This is a genomic window from Lacinutrix sp. Hel_I_90 (genome assembly GCF_000934685.1).
Taxonomy (GTDB): Bacteria; Bacteroidota; Bacteroidia; order Flavobacteriales; family Flavobacteriaceae; genus Lacinutrix.
In genome coordinates this window covers 3,440,369-3,463,080 of record NZ_JYNQ01000001.1, presented here as the reverse complement: position 1 = coordinate 3,463,080, position 22,712 = coordinate 3,440,369, and the positions used below count along the sequence as shown (strand labels likewise).

Annotated in this window: 19 protein-coding genes; all 19 read left to right on the top strand. The window is 39.1% G+C overall.

The window, feature by feature from the left end; all coding sequences use genetic code 11:
* The first annotated feature begins 5 nt into the window (after window positions 1-5).
* The 19 genes from GQ46_RS15395 to GQ46_RS15310 all read left to right on the top strand — a co-directional run bounded on the left by GQ46_RS15395 (window position 6) and on the right by GQ46_RS15310 (window position 22,645).
* Window positions 6-299 carry a hypothetical protein gene (locus GQ46_RS15395; RefSeq protein WP_044403661.1) on the top strand — a complete coding sequence of 98 codons (294 nt, stop codon included), beginning with the start codon at window positions 6-8 and terminating at the stop codon, window positions 297-299.
* A gap of 1 nt (window position 300) precedes the next feature.
* Window positions 301-2,802 carry a heavy metal translocating P-type ATPase gene (locus GQ46_RS15390; RefSeq protein WP_044403660.1) on the top strand — a complete coding sequence of 834 codons (2,502 nt, stop codon included), beginning with the start codon at window positions 301-303 and terminating at the stop codon, window positions 2,800-2,802.
* 19 nt (window positions 2,803-2,821) lie between these two features.
* A complete protein-coding gene (locus GQ46_RS15385) occupies window positions 2,822-3,304 on the top strand; it encodes a DUF305 domain-containing protein (RefSeq protein WP_044403659.1) in 483 nt (160 codons plus the stop codon).
* A 68-nt stretch (window positions 3,305-3,372) separates the two neighbouring features.
* Entirely contained in the window at window positions 3,373-5,163 is a 1,791-nt protein-coding gene (locus tag GQ46_RS15380) for an efflux RND transporter periplasmic adaptor subunit (RefSeq protein ID WP_044403658.1), read from the top strand.
* 77 nt (window positions 5,164-5,240) lie between these two features.
* The gene (locus tag GQ46_RS15375; RefSeq protein ID WP_044403657.1) at window positions 5,241-5,612 is read left to right on the top strand and encodes a hypothetical protein; all 372 of its coding nucleotides are present in this window, start codon (window positions 5,241-5,243) and stop codon (window positions 5,610-5,612) included.
* A gap of 117 nt (window positions 5,613-5,729) precedes the next feature.
* Window positions 5,730-10,145 carry a CusA/CzcA family heavy metal efflux RND transporter gene (locus tag GQ46_RS15370; RefSeq protein WP_044403656.1) on the top strand — a complete coding sequence of 1,472 codons (4,416 nt, stop codon included), beginning with the start codon at window positions 5,730-5,732 and terminating at the stop codon, window positions 10,143-10,145.
* Between the two features lie 16 nt (window positions 10,146-10,161).
* Window positions 10,162-11,418 carry an efflux RND transporter periplasmic adaptor subunit gene (locus tag GQ46_RS15365; RefSeq protein WP_026775393.1) on the top strand — a complete coding sequence of 419 codons (1,257 nt, stop codon included), beginning with the start codon at window positions 10,162-10,164 and terminating at the stop codon, window positions 11,416-11,418.
* 196 nt (window positions 11,419-11,614) lie between these two features.
* A complete protein-coding gene (locus GQ46_RS15360; RefSeq protein WP_026775392.1) occupies window positions 11,615-11,953 on the top strand; it encodes a P-II family nitrogen regulator in 339 nt (112 codons plus the stop codon).
* A gap of 16 nt (window positions 11,954-11,969) precedes the next feature.
* Window positions 11,970-12,386 carry a Fur family transcriptional regulator gene (locus GQ46_RS15355; RefSeq protein ID WP_026775391.1) on the top strand — a complete coding sequence of 139 codons (417 nt, stop codon included), beginning with the start codon at window positions 11,970-11,972 and terminating at the stop codon, window positions 12,384-12,386.
* A gap of 50 nt (window positions 12,387-12,436) precedes the next feature.
* On the top strand, window positions 12,437-12,784 hold the full coding sequence (locus GQ46_RS15350; RefSeq protein WP_028281653.1) for an STAS/SEC14 domain-containing protein: 348 nt from the start codon (window positions 12,437-12,439) through the stop codon (window positions 12,782-12,784).
* Window positions 12,785-12,793: 9 nt separating this feature from the next.
* Window positions 12,794-15,301 carry a heavy metal translocating P-type ATPase gene (locus GQ46_RS15345; protein WP_044403645.1) on the top strand — a complete coding sequence of 836 codons (2,508 nt, stop codon included), beginning with the start codon at window positions 12,794-12,796 and terminating at the stop codon, window positions 15,299-15,301.
* A gap of 36 nt (window positions 15,302-15,337) precedes the next feature.
* Window positions 15,338-15,772, top strand: a complete 435-nt coding sequence (locus GQ46_RS15340; protein ID WP_026753622.1) for a Fur family transcriptional regulator — start codon at window positions 15,338-15,340, stop codon at window positions 15,770-15,772.
* Window positions 15,773-15,852: 80 nt separating this feature from the next.
* On the top strand, window positions 15,853-17,169 hold the full coding sequence (locus tag GQ46_RS15335) for an APC family permease (RefSeq protein WP_027126743.1): 1,317 nt from the start codon (window positions 15,853-15,855) through the stop codon (window positions 17,167-17,169).
* A 9-nt stretch (window positions 17,170-17,178) separates the two neighbouring features.
* A complete protein-coding gene (locus GQ46_RS17890) occupies window positions 17,179-17,355 on the top strand; it encodes a hypothetical protein (RefSeq protein WP_164674149.1) in 177 nt (58 codons plus the stop codon).
* Between the two features lie 23 nt (window positions 17,356-17,378).
* The gene (locus GQ46_RS15330) at window positions 17,379-17,738 is read left to right on the top strand and encodes an STAS/SEC14 domain-containing protein (protein WP_027126742.1); all 360 of its coding nucleotides are present in this window, start codon (window positions 17,379-17,381) and stop codon (window positions 17,736-17,738) included.
* 459 nt (window positions 17,739-18,197) lie between these two features.
* On the top strand, window positions 18,198-18,740 hold the full coding sequence (locus GQ46_RS15325; protein WP_027126741.1) for a hypothetical protein: 543 nt from the start codon (window positions 18,198-18,200) through the stop codon (window positions 18,738-18,740).
* Window positions 18,741-18,773: 33 nt separating this feature from the next.
* Entirely contained in the window at window positions 18,774-20,732 is a 1,959-nt protein-coding gene (locus tag GQ46_RS15320; protein WP_027126740.1) for a heavy metal translocating P-type ATPase, read from the top strand.
* Between the two features lie 506 nt (window positions 20,733-21,238).
* Window positions 21,239-22,090 (top strand): RteC domain-containing protein, encoded by an 852-nt coding sequence (locus GQ46_RS15315; protein ID WP_027126739.1) that lies wholly within the window; start codon window positions 21,239-21,241, stop codon window positions 22,088-22,090.
* A 276-nt stretch (window positions 22,091-22,366) separates the two neighbouring features.
* A complete protein-coding gene (locus tag GQ46_RS15310; RefSeq protein WP_025743375.1) occupies window positions 22,367-22,645 on the top strand; it encodes a helix-turn-helix domain-containing protein in 279 nt (92 codons plus the stop codon).
* Window positions 22,646-22,712: the final 67 nt, after the last annotated feature.

The following is a 22,712-nucleotide window of genomic DNA, read 5'->3' as shown; positions in this document are numbered from 1 at the left end:
AAAAAATGAAAAATTATGATACGCTTTCAGAAGCAATCACAGGATTACAGGCTGATGGCTACGTTTACGATTTTAACCTAAAATCGCATTGTTTGGAATGTGCAACATTAAAGCTGGAATTGAATCCAGAAGATTTTGAGGTCGATGGTATGTTTCGTTTTGAAGGAATGAGTAGCACAGATGACAATAGTGTACTATATGCCATTTCTTCCAAAAACGGAATAAAAGGTTTATTGGTGGATGCTTACGGAGTTTACGCCGAAAATATTTCTGAAGCAATGCGAAAAAAATTAAGATAAAATGAAACACACATATCATATTCACGGAATGACCTGCAACGGATGTCGCAGTCACGTAGAAGCCACACTTTCTAAAGTTGAAGGTGTACAGAATGCATCTGTAGATTTGGAAAAAGCCAACGCAGCTATTGAGATGAAAACCCATATTCCCATAGAAAAATTTCAAGAAGCCTTAAAAAAGGATGGTGGAAATTATAGCATCCACAATATGGGCGAACATCATCACGATTCAGAGGTAAAAGTAAAAGAAAAGCCTAAAGGGAAAGGAACTGGCACTTTCTATTGCCCAATGCACTGTGAAGGCGACAAGACCTACGACAAACCCGGCGATTGCCCAGTTTGCGGTATGGATTTGGTTGAGGAACAAAGTATTTCTTCGGGAGCATCACACCAATGGACTTGCCCAATGCACCCAGAAATTGTTCGCGATGAAGCTGGAAGCTGTCCCATCTGCGGAATGGATTTGGTGCCTATGCAACCAGACCTATCCGCAGAGGAAAAAACATATAAAAAACTATTAAAGAAGTTTTGGATAGCGGTTGCCTTTACCTTGCCCATTTTCCTGATGGCAATGAGCGAGATGATTCCGAACAATCCGTTGTACACTTTGATGGAACAAAAATATTGGAATTGGGTACAGTTTGCACTTTCAATTCCCGTTGTTTTTTATGCTACTTGGATGTTTTTTGAACGTGCCTACCGTAGCATCAAAACTTGGAACCTTAATATGTTCACACTTATCGGAATAGGTGCAGGTGCAGCGTGGCTTTTCAGTGTATTTGGAATGTTTTTCCCTGATTTTTTTCCACAGCAGTTTAAAACAGAATCAGGTGCTGTGCACGTTTATTTTGAAGCTGCCACAGTAATCCTAACTTTGGTTTTATTGGGACAAGTATTGGAAGCGCGTGCCCACAGCAAAACAAATTCCGCAGTTAAGGAATTGTTGAAGCTCGCACCCAATAAAGCAATTCTTGTAAAGGATGGCAAAGAGGAAGAAGTAATGATTGATACAATTCAAAAAGGCGATATACTTCGTGTAAAACCCGGCGATAAAATTCCCGTCGATGGAATAATAACCGACGGCCAAACTACTGTTGATGAATCGATGATTACTGGAGAACCCATTCCTGTAAATAAAAGTATGAATGACAAAGTAAGCAGCGGAACAATCAACGGCAATCAATCCTTTTTAATGAAAGCCGAAAAGGTAGGTTCAGACACCTTGCTGTCGCAAATCATCCAAATGGTCAACAATGCGAGCCGCAGTCGTGCGCCAATTCAAAAGTTGGCCGATACTGTTTCGGGTTATTTCGTTCCCATTGTAGTGCTTGTTTCTGTAATCACATTTATTGTATGGGCTATTTTTGGCCCAGAACCCGTTTATGTATATGCCTTTGTAAACGCCATTGCAGTCTTGATTATCGCCTGTCCGTGCGCCTTGGGATTGGCAACGCCAATGTCCGTGATGGTAGGTGTTGGCAAAGGCGCGCAAAATGGTGTGCTAATCAAAAATGCAGAGGCTTTGGAAAAAATGGATAAAGTGGACACACTTATTATTGATAAGACAGGTACAATAACCGAAGGAAAACCAACGGTTGAAAAAGTTGGTGCTTTTGGTACTGATTTTTCTGAAAATGAGGTTCTGCAATATATAGTGTCCCTAAACAAATCAAGCGAGCATCCACTTGCCGAAGCGACCGTTAAATATGGTAAAGAGCAAAAAGCAGATTTTTTGGATACTAAAAATTTTAGTGCCGTAACAGGAAAGGGCGTTGAAGGAACTATCAACGGAAAAAAAGTGGATTTGGGTAACGCCAAAATGATGGAATATGCCAAGGCTAAATTGACTTCAGAAATGGAAACTGAAGCACAAGCTTTTCAAAAGCAAGGGAAAACAGTTTCCTATTTATCCATCGATTCAAAAGTTGCAGGCTATGTTGTAATTGGCGATAAAATAAAAGCCACAAGTGCTAAAGCAATTAGAGAACTTCAAGATAAAGGTATCGCAGTGATTATGCTTACAGGCGATAATCACGACACCGCCCAAGCGGTAGCAAAGGAACTTAACCTTGCCGATTTCAAAGCAGGAATGTTGCCCGAAAACAAACTTCAGGAAGTAGAAAAATTACAGAACAGCGGAAAAGTTGTGGCAATGGCTGGCGATGGCATCAATGATGCACCAGCTTTGGCAAAAAGTGATGTGGGTATCGCAATGGGAACAGGAACTGATGTCGCCATAGAAAGTGCAATGATAACCTTGGTAAAAGGCGATTTGCACGGTATTGTAAAAGCTCGAAATTTAAGTGATGACGTAATGAAAAATATTAAGCAAAATTTATTTTTTGCTTTGGCATACAATGTTCTGGGAATACCAATAGCTGCGGGAGTATTATTTCCCGTTTTCGGATTGTTATTATCCCCAATGATTGCAGCCTTGGCAATGAGTTTTAGTTCCGTTTCAGTAATTATGAACTCATTAAGATTAAGAAATGTAAAAATTTAACCAACAAAAAATAAAAAAAATGGAACATTCAAATCAACACACAGGAAAAGGCAATTACACAAAATTTATTTTGATGCTCGCCGCATCATTTATTGCAATGTACATCACGATGTACCTCAATACATATTCAATCGACCACGTATATTTCAGTTTAACACGGTTTTATATGAGTTGTTTGGGCATCGCAGCAATGGCAGTAATAATGTGGTTTTTTATGCGAAAAATGTATCAGAATAAGAAAAAGAACATCGCCATTTTATTGGGAAGTTTGGTGCTTTTTGTTAGTGCACTTGGTTTGGTTAGGGCGCAAAGCCCAATCATTGGCGACATACTTTGGATGAAAGCAATGATTCCACACCATTCTATTGCTATTCTAACAAGTGAAAGAGCCGATATAAAAGACCCGGAAGTACGAAAATTAGCTGATGATATTATCGAAGCACAACGAAAAGAAATCGGCGAAATGAAAGAAATGATAAAGCGTTTGGAAGCAGCTAAATAATATTGAAAATCAATCCTGCAAGGTGTTTCCGCCGCAGCGGACACTTTGTAGGTTTAAACAAGTTAATTATGAAAAAATATATCATCTATATCGCCATATTGGTATTGGGCTTAATCTTGGGCTACGTGTTTTTCGGCAGTTCTACTGATAGTCTCGAAAACACCAAAAACGTTTCCGATATGAGCGAGAATTCAGCGACCCAAAAACAAATGTGGACCTGCTCAATGCATCCACAGATTATGCAACCCGAACCAGGCGATTGCCCTATTTGTGGTATGGATTTGATTCCTGCGGAAACAGGCGCAGACGGATTGGCAATGAACGAAATAAAAATGTCCGAAAACGCAATGGCATTGGCAAATATCCAAACAACAATCGTTGGGAATGTTTCCGGAACAGATGACAATACAATGCAACTTTCAGGAAAGATTATGGCAAACGAAGAAGCCAACGCAGTACAGGCAAGTTATTTTGAAGGCCGTATTGAAAAGCTGAATGTCAATTTCACGGGAGAAGAAGTTCGCAAAGGGCAATTGTTGGCAACTATTTATGCACCCACACTTGTTGCTGCACAACAAGAATTATTGACGGCAGCCTCAATGAAGGAATCCCAACCTGCACTTTACAATGCTGTTAGGAATAAGTTGAAACTATGGAAACTCTCTGAAAGCCAAATCAACCAAATTGAAAGCTCTGGGAAAGTGCGGGAAAATTTTCCCATTTACGCCACAGTTTCGGGCACGGTTTCGCAAAAAATGGCAGAGGAAGGTGACTACGTAAAGCAAGGACAACCCATCGTAAAAGTAAGCGATTTGGGAACGGTATGGGCAATGTTCGATGCCTATGAAAACCAAATTTCACAACTCAAGGAAGGTCAAAAAATAAAAGTGGCCACCAATGCCTACCTTAATAAAGAATTTGAGGCAACGGTATCGTTTATAGACCCAACCTTAAACACAAAATCAAGAACAGTTGCGGTTCGTGCCACATTGAACAACAAAGAAGATTTGTTGAAACCCGGAATGTTCGTTACTGCGAAAGTGCAGATGTCAAAAGGCAATGCCAACCAATCACAGATAACAGTTCCAGCCACAGCGGTTATGTGGACAGGCGAACGTTCATTGGTGTACGTAAAGACCAATCCCAACGAACCCGTTTTCGAAATGCGAGAAGTAACCTTGGGAACAAAAAACGGAAATGTTTACACCATTGATGAAGGATTGAACAACGGCGAAGAAGTAGTGACCAATGGTACATTTACAGTGGATGCAGCTGCACAGTTACAGGGCAAAAAAAGTATGATGAATGCCAGTGGTGGCAAGACAATGACAGGCCACGAAGGGCATTTGGGTATGGAAAATACAAATGACAGTACATCAAAAGACCATTCCTCAATGAACAAAAGACTGGAAGTTTCCAAAAAATTCAAGGAACAGCTCAACACTGTTTTTGAAAACTATGTTTTAATTGACCAAGCACTTGTAAATGATGATGCAGAAAAAGCGAAAAAATCTGCAAATGGGTTGCAGAAAAGTTTGGAAAAAATGGATATGAAGTTATTAAAGGGCGATGCGCACAACCATTGGATGACCCTTGAAAAGGAATTAAAAGCATCCACAAACGCAATGGCCAACACTTCTGACATCAAAAAACAACGGGGACATTTTGTCCATCTTTCGGCACATTTCATTAACACATTAAAAACTTTTGGCATCAACGAAAAAGTGTATGTGAATTTCTGCCCAATGGCAAACAATAATGTAGGAGCTTATTGGTTGAGCAAAGAAAGGGAAATTCGCAATCCGTATTTTGGAAAAGAAATGCTCGATTGTGGGAGTGTAACTGATGAAATTGAATAGACCTATCTTTGCACAACCTGTGCATCGATTAATTTGTATCTTTGTGAAACTTTATGAAAATATTCTTTTCCATATCAATGTCGTTTCTATCCTTTTTTCAAGGAATTAGCATTGATATGGATTTTTGTGGGCCAATTAAAGAAATTTCAAGCATTATTACCCATTATCAAGACCATAAAGTTTATGGAGACTCTTTCCTTGAATATGTAGTTGAAGATTACATTGACAATGATGCAAAAAATGAAGGGCATCATAATAACCCAGATAAGGAGAATACACCAGTCCATTCCCATCATCAATGTTGTCACCCTCTAGTATTAATTATTGCGAACAACAATTCGGCTTTAACCAATCAACTAAAGTTTGAAGGGAAAAAACAGTTTACCTTACATAAAGTAAACTTCACTTCCAGATATCTGGAATCGCTTTTCCAACCCCCTAAAGTATAATTCAGTTTTTTAAGGATAGCTATATCCTTACGTGATGCTTTTCAAAGTAAGCATCCCATTATAAACGCATTGCATCTAATTGCATTGCGAGGTTTAAACTGAATTAATACTTTTTCTATGATTAACAAAATCATTTCATTTTCCATTAATAACAAGTTTATTATTGGGCTCTTTATAGTGGCACTTGTAGGTACGGGCATTTGGTCTATGGCCACTATAAATCTGGGTTCTGTACCCGATATTACCAACAACCAAGTACAGGTTATTACAGTTGCCCCAAATTTAGGTACTGAAGATATTGAGCAATTTGTTACCTATCCGGTAGAATTGGCAATGGCAAACCTTCCTGATGTTATCGAGCTGCGTTCAGTATCCCGTTTTGGGCTGTCCGTGGTTACCATTGTATTTAAGGACGAGGCAGGCACATATCTTCCCCGGCAATTGGTACAAGAGAAATTAACCGAAGTTGCTGGAGAAATCCCCGAAGGCTTCGGCACGCCATTTATGGCACCAATAACTACAGGGCTTGGCGAAATCTACCAATACACCTTAAAATTAAAAGAGGGCTACGAAGATAAGTACGATGCAATGGAGCTTCGTACCATCCAAGATTGGATTGTAAAACGTCAAATGGCATTAGTCCCCGGAGTGGTCGAGGTCAATGCTTTTGGAGGTTATGTAAAACAGTATGAAGTTGCAATAAATCCTAATAAGCTGAAAAGTTTCGGTATTACAATGAATCAGGTCTTTGAAGCCTTGAAAGTCAACAATGCCAATACTGGTGGTGCTTACATTGAAAAAAACCACCAAGCCAATTTTATCCGTGGCGAAGGATTGGCACGAAGTATCGAGGATTTGGAAAACACAGTTGTGACGACTCAAAATGGAAGTCCTGTTTTAATCCGGGATGTCGCCGAAAAAGTAGGCTTTGGTAATCAGGTACGTTATGGTGCGTTTACCCAAGATGGACACGAAACTGTTGGTGGACAAATTTTAATGCTGAAAGGCGAAAGCCCAGGCAACGTAGTCGAAAATGTGGAGAAGCGCATTGTAGAAATACAAAAATCCCTACCCGAAGGCGTTTACATAGATACATTTTTAAGCCGAAGTGAACTCATTGGAAGAACCACAAGCACCGTTGAAAAAAACCTTATTGAAGGTTCATTGATTGTGATTTTTGTGCTTGTCTTGCTTTTGGGAAGTTTCCGTGGTGGCTTGATTACCGCTTCGGTAATCCCTTTATCATTACTCTTTGCATTTATCTTGATGAAACAATTTGGTGTATGGGCAAACTTAATGTCCTTGGGTGCAATCGATTTTGGAATCATCGTGGATGGTGCTGTAATCATTGTAGAAGGAATGGTATTCCACATTCATCAACGGATGAAAAAAACCACAACCGCCATAGACCAGTCTGAAATGGATGAAATAGCCTATGAATCGGCAAGTACGATGATGAATTCGGCATTTTTCGGACAGCTTATTATCCTTATCGTCTTTACACCAATTCTCTTTTTAACGGGTGTAGAAGGAAAAATGTTCCGTCCAATGGCATTTACCTTTGGATTTGCAGTTTTAGGAGCGATTATCCTTTGTCTTACGTATGTTCCAATGATTTCTGCAATGTTCCTAAAACCTGCTAAAAATCAGAATAGTTGGTTTGCCAAATTTGAAAACAAGATTGATAGGTTTAGTGATAGAATAATGTCCGGTTTAAACAGAGGTTATGTACCATTGCTCAATTTTGCACTTCGCTTTAGGGCTGGAGTCGTTATGGGCGCTGTTGCCCTGCTATTGATTGCGGGATTTATTTTCAGCAATATGGGTGGCGAATTTATTCCAAAATTTGATGAGGGCGATATTGCGTTTCAAGCGTTGATAAAACCGGGGAGCAGTCTAACAGAGTCCATTGAAGCTTCAAAAAAACTTCAAAATCTAATTAATGAATTTCCAGAAGTAAAAACGGTAGTTTCAAGGATTGGTGTGGCCGAAATACCAACAGACCCAATGCCTATGGACATTGCCGATAGTTACATTATTCTTGAAAAAGATAAGAGTAAATGGACTTCCGCAGATAGCAAAGAAGAACTCATAGAAAAAATACAGGAAAAAATTTCAGTCGTTCCCGGCGTAAATTTCGTATTTACCCAACCCGTAGAACTTCGTTTTAATGAATTGCTTACCGGTGTTCGTGAGGACGTGGCAATTAAATTGTACGGCGAGGATTTAGAAGTGTTAGCCGACAAGGTACAGGAAATCGCAGCGGTCATCAGAACCGTTCCCGGAGCGGCTGACCTCAATGTGGAAGCTACAAGCGGTTTACCTCAAATGACGGTGGAATATAACCGTGCAAAAATGGCCCAATATGGTGTAACCGTTGACAAGTTGAACGATTATGTAAGTGCATCATTTGCAGGCGAACAGGCAAGTGTGATTTTTGAGGGCGAAAAACGATTCGATGTGGTCATTCGTTTGGCAAAGGAATTTAGACAGGACATCAACAGCCTTAAAAATCTTTATATCGATTTGCCAAACGGAGCGCAAGTGCCTTTAAAGGAAGTGGCAGATATCAGCTACAAACCCGGGCCAATGCAGATTTCAAGGGACAATACCTCTCGTCGTATTTCGGTTGGTGTAAATGTTCGTGGGCGCGATGTGAAATCGATGGTCGAGGAAATACAGCAAAAATTGGAAACGGACGTGAAACTACCGCCAGGTTATTTTGTAACCTACGGAGGTTCGTTTGAAAACCTTCAACGTGCTTCAGACCGATTGATGATTGTAGTGCCTATTGCACTTTTCCTAATATTCATATTGCTCTATTTTGCATTGAGTTCGTTCTCACAATCCCTAATGATTTATATGGCAGTGCCCTTGGCGGCTATTGGTGGCGTGTTTGCCCTTTGGATAAGGGGAATGCCTTTTAGTATTTCTGCCGGAGTAGGTTTTATTGTGCTCTTTGGAGTTGCGGTTTTAAACGGGTTGGTACTGATAAACAAATTCAATGAACTAAAAGAAAGTGGAATGACAGACTTAAAAAAACGAATATACGAAGCAACGCACGAACGTTTACGACCAATTCTGCTGACGGCAACAGCGGCCATTATGGGCTTTATCCCGATGGCGATTTCTACCTCTGGCGGTGCGGAAGTGCAACGGCCTTTGGCAACAGTGGTTATTGGCGGTTTGATAACCGCAACATTTTTAACGCTTGTGGTCCTTCCTGTATTGTATTATTGGCTCGAATCGAGAAAGAAACGAAACAATAACGATGGAGATGTAAGTTATGTCAACAAATCAACGAACATTGTAACTGTATTATTGATGGTTGGAGGTTTGATGGCTTCTGGAACTGCGTTTGCCCAAGACATTAATCAAGATGGTACAATTCCAAAGACATTGACCATTGATGAGGCCATTGCTCTGGCAAAACAGAATTATCCATCCCTTAAAGAGAGCCAAGCTTTTATTGAACGGGAAAAAGCACTAAAGGGAACGAGTTTTGACCTTGGTAGCACCCAAGTTTTCACAGGCAAAGAAGAATATGGTAATAATCTTCCTGGAGTACAAACAACCGTTGGTGTGCAACAGGGCAATATTGATTTGCTATCCGGATTTTCAAAATCGAAGTTTTATAAGGAGCGTATTGCCTTGGGAGAAAAGTTTTATGTGGCCAGTGAACAACAATTGGTGCGTAATGTGATGCAAGCGTATGACCAAATAAATTATTATAAGGCGCAGTTGCGCTTTGCAGACCAACTGGACAGTATTTATGCCAATTTTAAGACCGCTGCCCAACTTCGGTATGATACGGGAGAAACAGGCAAATTGGAATTTATTTCAGCCTCTTCCGAATTTCAACAGATTCAAGTATTAAGGCAACAAGCCTTTGATGATATTGAAATAGCCAAACGTGCCTTAAAACAATATTTGGGAACGGATGAATCCATTGAAACGATTAGTGAACCATACAAAACATTGGATTTTATGGCGACATTAGATTCCACTTCGGTAGCGAATAACCCAATGTTGCAATATGCCTTGCAAAATGCCGAAGTAAGTAAAGCAAACGTGGGCGTTGAGAAATCACAATTCCTACCGAAATTCAGCTTATCGTATGGCAGACAGGTTGTGGATGAAGTGTCAGGCTTCAACACCTATCAGGCAGGTATTAGCATTCCGTTATGGTTTTTTCCCCAGAAGTCGAGGGTCAAGGCAGCCAAGGCAGACGCAATGGTAGCAGAGAATCAATATTTGGAACAAAAGGCGGTCACGGAAAGTCGTGTGTCGCAATTGACCAAATCCCTTGAAAAAACAAAGAAGATTTTGCAATATTACGAAGAAGGCGCACTACTCTTGGCAGAAGAACAAATTACCACCGCACAATTGGCATCTAAAGAAGGCGAAATAGATTACGTCAATTACATCACGATTCTCAATAGTGCCATCCGCATTAAACAAAACCATTTACAATACATCAATCAGTTTAACCAGCAGACCATTGATATGCAATATCAATTGGGCAATTTATAACCTTAAAAAAAGAGAAATGAAGAATATACTATTAGTAAGTACCGTATTATTTACACTTATGTTTATGAGTTGTAATGATGCCCCAAAATCTGAACTTGGGCATAACGAAGCCGAAGGCGTATCAAAAACCAATGAAGCTGGAGAAGATGCACACGGCGAGGAAGGCCACAGTGAAGGAGAAGAAGAAGGTCACAGCGAGGAAGAAGGCGTTGTGGAACTCACAAAGCAACAGGCCGAAACCATAGGTTTGGAAATGAAACTTTTGGAGGAACGCAATTTAGGGAACAACATTAAGGTAACAGGAACGCTGGAACTTTTCCCACAGGACAAGGCGAACATAAGTCCTTTTGTTGGTGGAAATGTGAGTTCCATAAAAGTAATACCCGGAGATAACGTAAGCAAAGGACAGGTGTTGGCATATATAGAACACCCTGATATCATTGCAATGCAACAAGATTATCAGGAAAAAAATGATGAATTGGTCTTTTTGAAACAGGATTTTGAGCGCAAGCAGACTCTTTATGATAAAGGTGTTTCTTCTGGCAAGGAATTTCAAATGGCACAGTCAAAATTTCGTTCTACAACATCCAGCGTCAATGGTTTGCGGTCCCAATTGAGACTGTTGAGCATTAACCCGGACAAAGTGGCGGAAGGACAGATATATTCCGCTGTTCCCATTACCTCGCCTATAAGTGGGTATGTGGATGAAGTAATGATTAGCCTTGGCGATTACGTGGCACAACAATCCAAAATGTTCTCGATAAGCGACAACTCAAAAATTTATGTCAACTTCAAAGTATATGAGAAGGACATAAAGCAAATCAAGCAAGGGCAACAGATATATTTTTCCACGGCCTCTCGTCCAGATGAACTGCTTAAAGCAACCGTTCGGTCTGTTGGTAAAACCTTCAATACAGACCCAAAAGCTTTGGAAGTTCTGGCAGATATTGAAAACAAGGATAAAAACCTATTGCCGGGTATGTATGTGGAAGGGCGAATAGTGCAAGGCGAGAAAAAGGGTTTTGCCGTACCGGAAGCTGCCATTATAAAAGAAGGCGAGCAATCCTTTATTTTTATTTTGGATGAAGATGAAGAAATGGAAGCGGACAAAATGAAATTTAAAATGATACCCGTAACGGTTGGTATTACTGATTTAGGCTTTGTTGAAGTCAACCTGCCTGCCGAAGTTTCAAAGGATGCCAAAGTCGTGATAAACGGAGCTTATAACCTGTCTTCGGAAATGGTCAAGGGCGAACTGGAACACGGACATTAATTCAATAACAATCAAAGATTTTGATTCCGAGTTTGTTTATCGTCTTAATTAGTTAGTTAAAAATTAAAAAACAGGCTCGGTTCAAAATCGATTAAAAATTTAAAAATATGAAATGAGCTATAACAATGTGGATACCAACCACAATGTTGATTGGGGAATTACATATGACCATTAAAAAACAAATAAATATCAACAGATGAAAGAAATAAAAGCATTTATAAAACCAAACCGAATCCAAAGAGTCATTGAAGCACTTTCTGACAATGGATTTGAAAGTATGACCCTTTCACAAGCAGAAGGCACGGGCGCATTCAAGGCAAAAGGTGCAAGACCGTCGCTAGATTTTCACGTAACAGATAGTCCTGTGGTAAAATTGGAATTGGTCTGTCAAAATGAGGAAGCCCAAGCGGCCATTGAAACAATTATAGCCAACGCCAAAACCGACGGGCCTGGAGATGGTATTATTTATATAGCAAATATTGAAGATGCCTTTCAGATTAAAACAGGAGATTCCTTAAAACGGCACGACCTGTAAATCTCTTTTTAAACAAATGGAAAAAATAGTTCAATTTTTAGAAAGCAAAGGAATACGACCTACAGCTATGCGCCTTATGACATATAAGCGGTTGGCAGAGTTGAATGTGGCCATCAGCCTTGGCGACTTGGAAAAGGATTTTAAGGTCAGTGAAAGAAGTACCCTATTTAGGACTATGAAAGCGTTTGAAGAAAAAGGTATTGTGCATCAAATCGAGGATGGTACGGGAGTTATAAAATACGCCCTTTGCGAAGAAAATTGTGAATGCGAGGTCGGCAACGACCTTCATTTGCACTTTCATTGCAACAATTGTAATGAAACGGTCTGTTTAACAGAGCATAAAATCCCTCACATCAACTTACCTGATGGTTATATTACCGAGGATATCAACTTGGTGGTAAAGGGCATTTGCGAAAAATGCAGTGGCAATTAGGATTAAACGTTTGGTTTTTAAATTTAATTATCATTTATAAATAGTGAGTAATGATGTCAATCTATAAAAAAGAAGCTACTGTATATATGGTGGCAGAGAAAAAGCTGGATGCCAAGGATTATGAAAACTTGATACCAGTCTTAACAGAACATATAACTGCCCATCCGGAAGTTTTCTGGTACATCGAGATGGAAAATTTTGAAGGTTGGACAGCAGAGGCACATTGGAAGGGAATTGAATTAGACCTTCCGAATGAAAAGCATTTAAAGCGTGTTGCTTTGGTGGGTAGCGTTAAATGGCAGGAGCAATTTACCGAGGTATTGCTTCCTTTTTCAGAAGCTCATATAAAATTTTATAAGACCGAAGAAAAAGACGATGCCAAAGAGTGGATAAAATAAAAATAAAAAATGGAAAAACTACAACTAAAAATACCGGTCATCCTTCCGCAAGTTCCTAACGAAAAAGATTCTTGTGTTGAAAGGCTTATTCAAAAACTACAAGCTAAAGAGGGCATCGAAAAAGTGCACATTGCCGATGCAAACGGAGATGATGTGCCGCAGCTCTGTTTTCATTATGACCCAGATATCATTTCCATTGACCGCATTCAATCCCTCGCCGAAAGTACTGGTGCCGAGATTACCGAAAAATACGGGCATTTGCTCATTGAAGTTAAAGGAATCAGACACACAAGGCAGGCTCGTTCCATAGAGAAAAGCCTTTTGACAATCAATGGAGTTTTGGAAGTTTCCGTTTCAGGCTCTGGAATGGTACGACTTGAATTTGATAAAAAGCAAACGAATTTTGATGAAATAAGTAAACAAATTGAAAAAGAAGAGCTTCAGATTCAGCGGAGTTCTTCAAACGAAAATGATTACACCAAAGCATCCAAAAAACAGGAGCGTTCAAAGAAGGAAGATACTAAAGAACAAACTTCCACAGAGGGCGAGACCCACGATGAAGGAGAAGATCACGCCCACGGTGGTATTTTCGGTAAAAATACGGAGCTCATTTTTTCCATTATCTGTGGGGCACTTCTCGGAATAGGTTTCGGACTTTCCTATGTAGAATCCATCCCAGATTGGGTCAGTCTTACTTTATATATTGGTGCTTACTTTTTCGGTGGTTTCTTTACGGCCAAGGAAGCAGTACAGACCGTCGCCAAAGGCGGTTTTGAAATTGACTTCTTAATGCTTGTTGCAGCCATTGGGGCAGCCATTTTGGGAGAATGGGCAGAAGGTGCCTTGTTGCTGTTCCTGTTTAGTTTGGGTCACGCCCTTGAACATTATGCAATGGAAAAGGCCCGAAAGTCCATTGCGGCACTGGCAGATTTAGCACCAAAAACGGCATTGCTCAAAAAAGATGGCAAGACCGAAGAAGTTGGAATTGAGGAATTGAGTATTGGCGATATTATAGTGGTCAAGCCCAATAGTAAAATATCCGCAGATGGCGTCGTGGTCAATGGAAAAAGCAGCGTCAACCAGGCACCTATTACCGGGGAAAGTGTACCCGTGGACAAAATTCCCGTGGAAGATACGAGCAGGGACTATTCCGCAGATGATGATATAAATGATGAAAACCGCGTGTTCGCCGGAACTATCAACGGTAATAACACGCTGGAAATAAAGGTAATCAAAGAAGCCAAAGACTCTACGCTGTCCCGACTGGTCAAATTGGTCAACGAGGCACAGACCCAGAAATCCCCAACCCAACTGTTGACCGACAAGTTTGAAAAATACTTTGTACCATCCGTACTGATATTGGTGGGTATCCTACTCTTTGCCTTTTTGGTCATCGACGAGCCATTTAGTGCCAGCTTTTATAGGGCGATGGCGGTATTGGTCGCAGCAAGTCCCTGTGCATTGGCCATTTCAACACCAAGCGCCGTATTGAGCGGTGTGGCACGGGCAGCACGGGGCGGTGTACTTATTAAAGGTGGGCGACCTCTGGAAGACTTGGGCGAATTGACCGCCCTTGCTTTTGACAAAACAGGCACGCTTACCGAAGGAAAGCCTAAACTTACCCAAGTTGTTCCACTTGGGGATATAGAAGAAAATGAACTTATAAAAATAGCCGTAGCTGTTGAAAATTTGAGCGACCACCCTTTGGCAAAAGCCGTTGTAAGGGATGGAAAAGAACGTCTGGAAGGCACTTCAATACCCGATGCGACCGATTTGGAAGCTGTTCTTGGAAAAGGTATCAAAGCTTCTTTGGGCAAGGATAAAATCTATATTGGAAACCTTGACTTGTACGAAGACCTCGATGAAGCAAAACCACCCGAAGAAATATCGAATAAAGTAAAAGAACTTGAAGGTGGTGGAAATACCACAATGCTCATAAGAAGGAACAAAGAATATATCGGTATCATCGCCCTGATGGATACCCCACGGGAAGCGGCCAAGGAAACACTGAAAAAATTAAAGGAAATCGGCATCAAACGGATGATAATGCTAACCGGGGATAATCAAAAGGTTGCCGATGCCGTTGCTAAAGAAATTGGGTTGACCGATGCCTGGGGAAGCCTGTTGCCAGAGGAAAAGGTTGATGCCATTAAAAAATTAAAAGAACAGGAATCCAAAGTCGCAATGGTAGGCGACGGTGTGAACGATGCCCCTGCAATGGCAAACAGCACCGTAGGAATCGCAATGGGTGCTGCGGGCAGTGATGTAGCATTGGAAACAGCTGACATTGCCCTAATGGCCGATAAACTGGAAACCCTGCCCTTTGCCATAGGTTTGAGCAGGAAGGCAAAAACCATTATTAAGCAAAACCTTTGGGTAAGCCTCGGTATTGTGGCATTGCTCATACCATCGACCATTATGGGTTGGGCCAATATCGGTATTGCAGTGGTCATCCACGAAGGCTCAACGTTACTTGTGGTTTTTAATGCGTTAAGGCTTTTGGCTTATAAAAAATAAATTTAATAAAAAAGGGTTGCTTTTGAAAAGGTTAAAATGACCAAAACGGAAAAGATACTATCATATCACGGGATTCGACCTACTAAAATGAGGTCGAAGATATACAAGTTCCTAAAAAGGAAACAAAGTGCCGTGTCCTTTTCCGATTTGAAAAAGGCCTTTGTTCAAAAGAGCGAAACCAATAAAACAGCAAACAGAACGACCTTTTATCGCAATCTCAAGATTTTTGAGGATAAAGGGTTGATTCATCAGATTAATGATGGGGTCGGAGTGGCAAAATATGCGATTTCTGATGAAAACGCCAAAGGTAAATACGGTACAGATTTACATATGCACTTTCATTGCACCGATTGTAGGAAAACAATCTGTTTACCAAATAAAATATCGGAAGAGAGCTTGCCAGACGATTATGAAGTGAACGATGTGAACCTTGTATTGAAAGGAATATGTGAAAAATGCAGGAAAAAATAACAGGTGGGAGTACTTGAACCTTGAACCTTTGCGCCCAATGGTCCAGTTCAGGTTTTTTCCACCCTCTTTAACTAAAAAATATGGCAGAACTAAAAAAATCTTTGGGTACGCTTCGACTTACCTTTTATGGCGTTGGCACGATTGTGGGTGCAGGAATCTATACCGTGATTGGTGCAGCTGCTGGACAAGCGGGCACAGACCTTTGGTTGAGTTTTATTTTTGCAGCAATTGCGGCTAGTGTCTCTGCAATGTCCTATGCAGAGTTGTCCTCTACCTATCCCAATGCTGGTGCGGAATTTATTTTTGTACGCAAGGCATTTCCAAAAATTGATATTCCGTCTTTTCTCACGGGTTGGACGATTGCGTTTCATAGTTCGGCCACCATTGCAGCCGTGTTACTTGCCTTTTCGGGGTATTTCAATACGTTTTTTAATATGCCCTCTCTTCTAATAAGTTATGGCATTTTATTGGTGTTGTCATTAATTAGTATTACAGGCATCACAAAATCGTCGACAGCAAATATTATTATGGTCAGCATTCAACTTTTGGGATTGTTATTATTGATAGTATTTGGACTTTTGGAAACTGGTCCACCCAAAGCAGAATTTTTTAAAATTGAATCGATTTCTGGAACTTTGGCGGCCACAGCTACACTGTTCTTTATCTATACTGGTTTTGAACATATGGCAGCTTTGGGTTCGGAAGTTAAGAACCCAGGGAAAACAATTCCCCGTGCATTTTTAATGACTATGGTAATAACTACAATAATTTATTTATTTATTGCTTTTACGGTTTTGAATATTGCAGACCCTTCCGCTTTGGCAAACGTGGATTCGCCACTTTCTCTTGCAGCTTCCAATCTCAACAATTGGTTGCCTGTGGTATTGGCTATCGCTGCACTTTTTGCTACGGCTAATGCTGCTTTTAGTGGTATCATATCCATAAGTAGGCTGCTTTTTGGAATGGCCAGTGTCGGAGAACTTCCAAAGTTTATGACCAAAACCAATGCACAGAAAGTACCGTGGGTTACTACTATTGTAGTTATGGCAGCAGTTGCGGGATTTTTATTGTTGGGCGATATTAAGATTGTAGCAGGTATGTCTTCTTTAGGCGCTTTACTTGTTTTTGTTGCCGTAAATGTCGCACTTATCGTGCTTCGGTTTAAAGCACCAGAGCAAGAACGACCATTTAAAGTTCCTTTGGCTATAGGACGAGTGCCGATTTTACCCATTTTGGCGATACTTATAAGTCTATCATTGATAATCCAATTTAATTGGCAGGTTTATTCAGCGTTCGTAGGTGCTGTTATCGTGGGTATTGTGCTTGATTATTTTTTGGACAAAAAGTCAAAAGATGAAATAGACCCTGAAAAAGAAAAGGAACTTTTTAACCATTAAAATGAAGCTATGGACTGGATGTTTGAAGATTTTAAAACTGACCTAGATACCTTAAATCCTATTGTACGAGAAAAAGCCCTGTCCATAGCAAAAGAACTAATTGAAAAAAAAGATATTTCAGCAAAAGAAGCTTTATCAGAAGGCATCATAAGGGCGGAAGAATGGTTTTACGATTTAGAAGGATAATTATTAATTAAAAACTATATAAAATGTTACAGATAATCGAATTAAAAGAAAAAAATATTGTTGCAACAAAAGCTTCGGGCAAATTGAGAAAAGAAGATATAGAAAAAATCCATCCACTTATCCACGCCATACTGGACAAAGGAATGAAAGTCCGGTGGTATTTTGAGATGGTCAACTTTACAGGTTGGGATTTACCTGGTTTATGGGAAGACCTAAAAATGGACACAGCCCACGCCACGGACTATGAAAAAATAGCAATGGTAGGAGATAAAAAATGGCAGAATTGGATAACCCAATTTATGAAGCCTTTTACCAATGCCGATATTAAGTATTTCAATATAGACCAAAAGGAAGATGCCAAAAATTGGATTGAGAGCCAGTAAGCTTACTTCCGTAAAAGACAGACGATGAATAAAAAAAGCATTCTTATTACCATTTTAATTGGGTTTGCCATAGGTGTTTTTATCCTTCAACCTTTTGGGATAACAATTTTCACGTTTAGCAGCCAGAATTACGAAATCAATTGATGGCAATATTTAATAAATAATTTCATTGAAATTTTAAATATCAATGGGAATCAAATTTTTGAGAACACTCTGTTTGGCTTATTAGGTGCAAGTGTTGCGCTAATTTATTATTTCGGTAAACGAGAAAAGGATATAGATAACAAGTAGCGGTAAATCGTTATAGGAATGAGCGAAATTTTTTATTTAAATAAGTTAAGTGAAAACTTAATTAATAGCAGGCAGCTTTTATGATGCTTTTTAAAGCAAAATGATTAATAGTATTAAAAGCAAAAGTAGAAGCTGCTTTTTTAAATTATACAAGTAAAGATGCGCATTATGAATATTAAACATTGTTTTTTAATAATCTTGTTGGTTAGTTATTATAAGGTAAATGCCCAAAAAGTTTATACAACTGAAGAAGGTCATATTATGATGATGACTTTGGTTGATGATAAACCCATCAAGGCAGAAAGCCATAAATTGGCACTATATCTTGATTATGATTCCAAAGTGGTCAATGGTGTACTCGACCTTAAGACTTTATCAACATATAGTCCTAAAATCAATGCCCTTTTAGAACAGCGGGAAGACCCTTTAATACTTCGGTTTACTGGCACTATTCCATCACAGGATTTTTTATCAAAACGGCACGACCCTATCAACTTTAATTGGCTGATAGATGTTACTTATCAAGGGAAATCCTTTAAATCACAATTTAAAGCAACCATTACCCATATAGAACAAGGAGTAAGTATGTCCTGCCTGATAAGTGCAACCGGACAATTATTGGTTTCAAATACTGGTTTGGATTCCTTAATAGAGGGTATCGATGATACCATAGAGGTGCAGTTTGCCCAATTGGTGTTGAGATTGGAATGACTGTGAATTTAAATAAAATTATAATTGATATAAATGAAAAAAAAGAAACTGAATTTAAGAGATTTAAATAAAACTTCATCCGATAATCACAAGCGCAATGATGGCCACAACCATAGCAGTCCGGAAAGTATAGGGAAATTTAAAATTTATGTACCAGCAATTTTCAGCTTTGTAATGCTGATTATTGGTATTGCGATGGATTATTTTGACGTAGCTTTTTTTAAAGATTGGATACGTATTGTCTGGTATGCAGTCGCATATCTTCCAGTAGGTTTTCCTGTGATAAAGGAAGGTTGGAACAGCATCAAAAATGGCGATTTCTTTACCGAGTTTTTATTGATGTCCATCGCAACCATAGGTGCATTCGCCATTGGCGAATATCCCGAAGGTGTGGCAGTAATGTTGTTTTATGCGGTAGGCGAATTGTTCCAAAGTGCCGCCGTTAAAAGAGCCAAGAGAAGCATCAAGGCATTACTAGATGTAAGACCTAATGAAGCCTTGGTCTATAGGAACAACAATTATGTTTCTGTAAATCCCGAAATCGTTGCTATTGGCGAAAAAGTGCAAGTCCGTGTGGGCGAAAAAATTCCTTTGGATGGTATTTTATTGTCCGAAAAAGGCTCGTTCAATACCGCAGCATTAACGGGCGAAAGCAAACCTGACACCATTGCAAAAGGAGAAAAAGTATTTGCAGGAAGCATCAACCTTGATGGCGTTATTGAAATCGAAACCACCAAGGAATTTAAAGACAGTTCCATTGCCCGAATCCTTGATATGGTCCAGAATGCCACGGCTCGTAAATCAAAAACCGAATTGTTCATTAGAAAATTTGCAAGAATCTATACACCTATTGTGGTATTCTTGGCGATTGGATTAACATTTTTGCCCTACTTTTTTGTGGATGATTATGTGTTTAACGATTGGTTATATAGAGCATTGATATTCTTGGTAATTTCCTGTCCGTGTGCCTTGGTTATCTCTATTCCGTTGGGTTATTTTGGTGGATTGGGAGCAGCTTCAAAAAATGGAATTCTCTTTAAGGGAGCATCTTTTTTAGATGAAATGACAAGGATAACCACAGTGGTAATGGACAAAACCGGAACCGTGACCAAAGGTGTTTTCAAAATCAAGGAAATAAAAACCATTGATTGGGATGAACCCGAATTTATGAAATACCTAATGGCAATGGAAGAACAATCCACCCATCCCATTGCCAAGGCCATAATGGAATATAAAGCCGATGGCGAAGATTTTCAGGCAAAAGAAGTAACCGAAGTCGCAGGAAAAGGATTAAGGGGAATGGTCAATGGCAAAACTGTTTTAGTTGGGAATAAACCATTGATGACTTCAAATAATATCGAAGTTCCATCTGAAACCGACAACATTGTAGAATCCATCGTAATGGTTTCCATTGATGGTAAATTCGCTGGCTATGTCATCATTGCAGACGAATTGAAAGAAGATGCCCACGAAGCCATCAAACAAATTAGAGAATCTGGAATTTCCAAAATCATAATGCTTTCCGGCGATAAGGATTCCATAACCCAACAAGTGGCAAAAGAAATGGGTATTGATACTGCAAAAGGCGGTTTGTTACCAGAAGATAAGCTCAACGAAGTTGAGCATTTGAAAAAACAATTTAATACTAAAGTAGCCTTTATAGGCGATGGCATCAACGATGCACCGGTTTTGGCAGCGAGCGATGTTGGCATTGCAATGGGTGGTTTGGGCAGCGATGTGGCGATAGAGACCGCAGATGTAATCATCCAAACAGACCAACCAAGTAAAATAGCTAGAGCCATAAAAATAGGACGTTCTACAAGACGCATCGTTTGGCAGAATATTGGGTTGGCCTTTGGTGTAAAAGCAGTGGTTTTGGTTTTGGGCGCAGGTGGTCTGGCAACGATGTGGGAAGCAGTTTTTGCCGATGTAGGCGTGGCCTTGTTAGCCATTCTGAATGCGGTTCGATTACAGAAGATGAATTGGAAATAGTATAAAAGAATGTCTCAAAAAAGAAGAAATAGAAGAAACAAAAAAAATCGGAAATCATCGAATACCGACATCACAAAAAGAGATAAGGTCAAAGGTATTCTTATGATAATCCTTATGGTAATAGCCGCATTTCTGCTTTATTTTTTTGTGCTAAAAGGAAATATTCATAAGCATTAATGAATTAAGATAATAAAATATTCCAAGTGGTTTGTGTGGCTACAAAAATTGAAGTGGAAATGATTGATATATAGTAAAAATGATATTCTATGTCGGAAAATAGACGGAATAGACGAAATAAAAAAAGCAATAAAGTACCCTCTGTAAAAAATAGTATTACCAAAAAAGATAAAATAATTTGGATTAGTATTCTAATCGTTGTTATTGTGTTAATCTTCTTTGTACTGTTCTTGCAATTCCTAAAGTACTTTATATCTATTTAATTAATTACAATTTTAAATGCAACGTTATTGCAGAAGATTAAGTGAAAATAATGATACCCAGAATGAATGACGACAAATTACGACGATATATTAAAAAAATTAGACAATAAATTAGATATTCTTGAAATAGAAGAACAAGATATTTTACTCAAAGCTGAAAAAGGGATTAAACTTGCAAAACAGACCCTTAAATCAGTTAGAAGTATCGTAGTTGATTATGAATTTGAAACCAAATTAGAGGAAATTCATTTCTTTAAATGTACTAAACCAAAAATTTATAGCAAACTTATTTATTACGTAAAATTATTTAACATTGAAAGTAAAAGACCCAGGGGAAGCAATAAATCGCAAGTAAAGTATTTGAACAATTATATTGAGAAACTTCAAACCTACTTTAACGACAATCTTGATTTTTACCATTATTACCGCAGGGAAGCTACTGTATTTGATGAGCAATATTTTTTAAGAGGCAAGGCAGATATTCGGTTGTTCCCAGACTCATTTCACTTTTTTGTTGATGAAGAATTTGCAACAAGCCACGATAGTACCGTGGCCTCAATTTTAGCCTACGACCTTTTGATTGTACACTTAAAACGGGAAATTGATAAATTGGAGAATAATGGAAATTATGCAAGTTTAAGATTGTTACAAAGTAAAACCAAAATTACCTGGACAGCCCACAAAATATATTTAATTGAACTGATATACGCTTTGCACAGTACAGATGTCATTAATAATGGTACTGTTGACATTAAAGATATTGCCTATTTTGTTGAAAAAACATTTAAAGTGGACTTGGGCGATTATTACAGAGCTTTTTTGGAAATACGGATGCGTAAAAATGGCAGAACCAAATTTTTGGATATTCTGAAAAAGCAGTTGACCAAACGGATGGATGATACTGATAACGTAAAATAAAACACCCAAGATGCTTCAACTTGGGTGTTTCTTGTTTTATGGAAAATCTCATTTTATTTGGTGGTTTTTAGATAGGGTATTTTTTCTGAAGAAGTACCAAAACCCTCTATTGTATTACATTGAAAATGAGAGAAGAAAAACACCCAAGTAGGCCTAACTTGTGAATAAAATCCAGCAAACTACCCCAATTTTGTAGAACGAAAGTCAAATCAGGTCAGGGGCTATCATTTTAGATGAAAGCAAAACGGTAGTCCCTTTCTTTTAATCCGTTCTATTATGCCCACAAGTATTATTACCACAGACGACCTTCGAGAATTCAAAATGGAACTGCTCGATGATATCAAGGAACTACTCAATAGCCAATCTGGTCATATTACCAAAAGGTGGCTAAAATCCCCTGAAGTAAAAAAGCTTTTGGGAATCTCTTCTGGCACGTTACAGAATTTAAGAATTAATGGCACATTGCCCTACACCAAAGTAGGGGGTGTACTCTATTACGATTACGAAGAAATAATTAGCGTAATGGAAAATAATAAAGTTCATAACAAATTCTAAATCGTTTTGGAGCAGGTCAATTACATTAAGCACCTAAACGCTGTATTCTTACAATTCTCAAAGGATA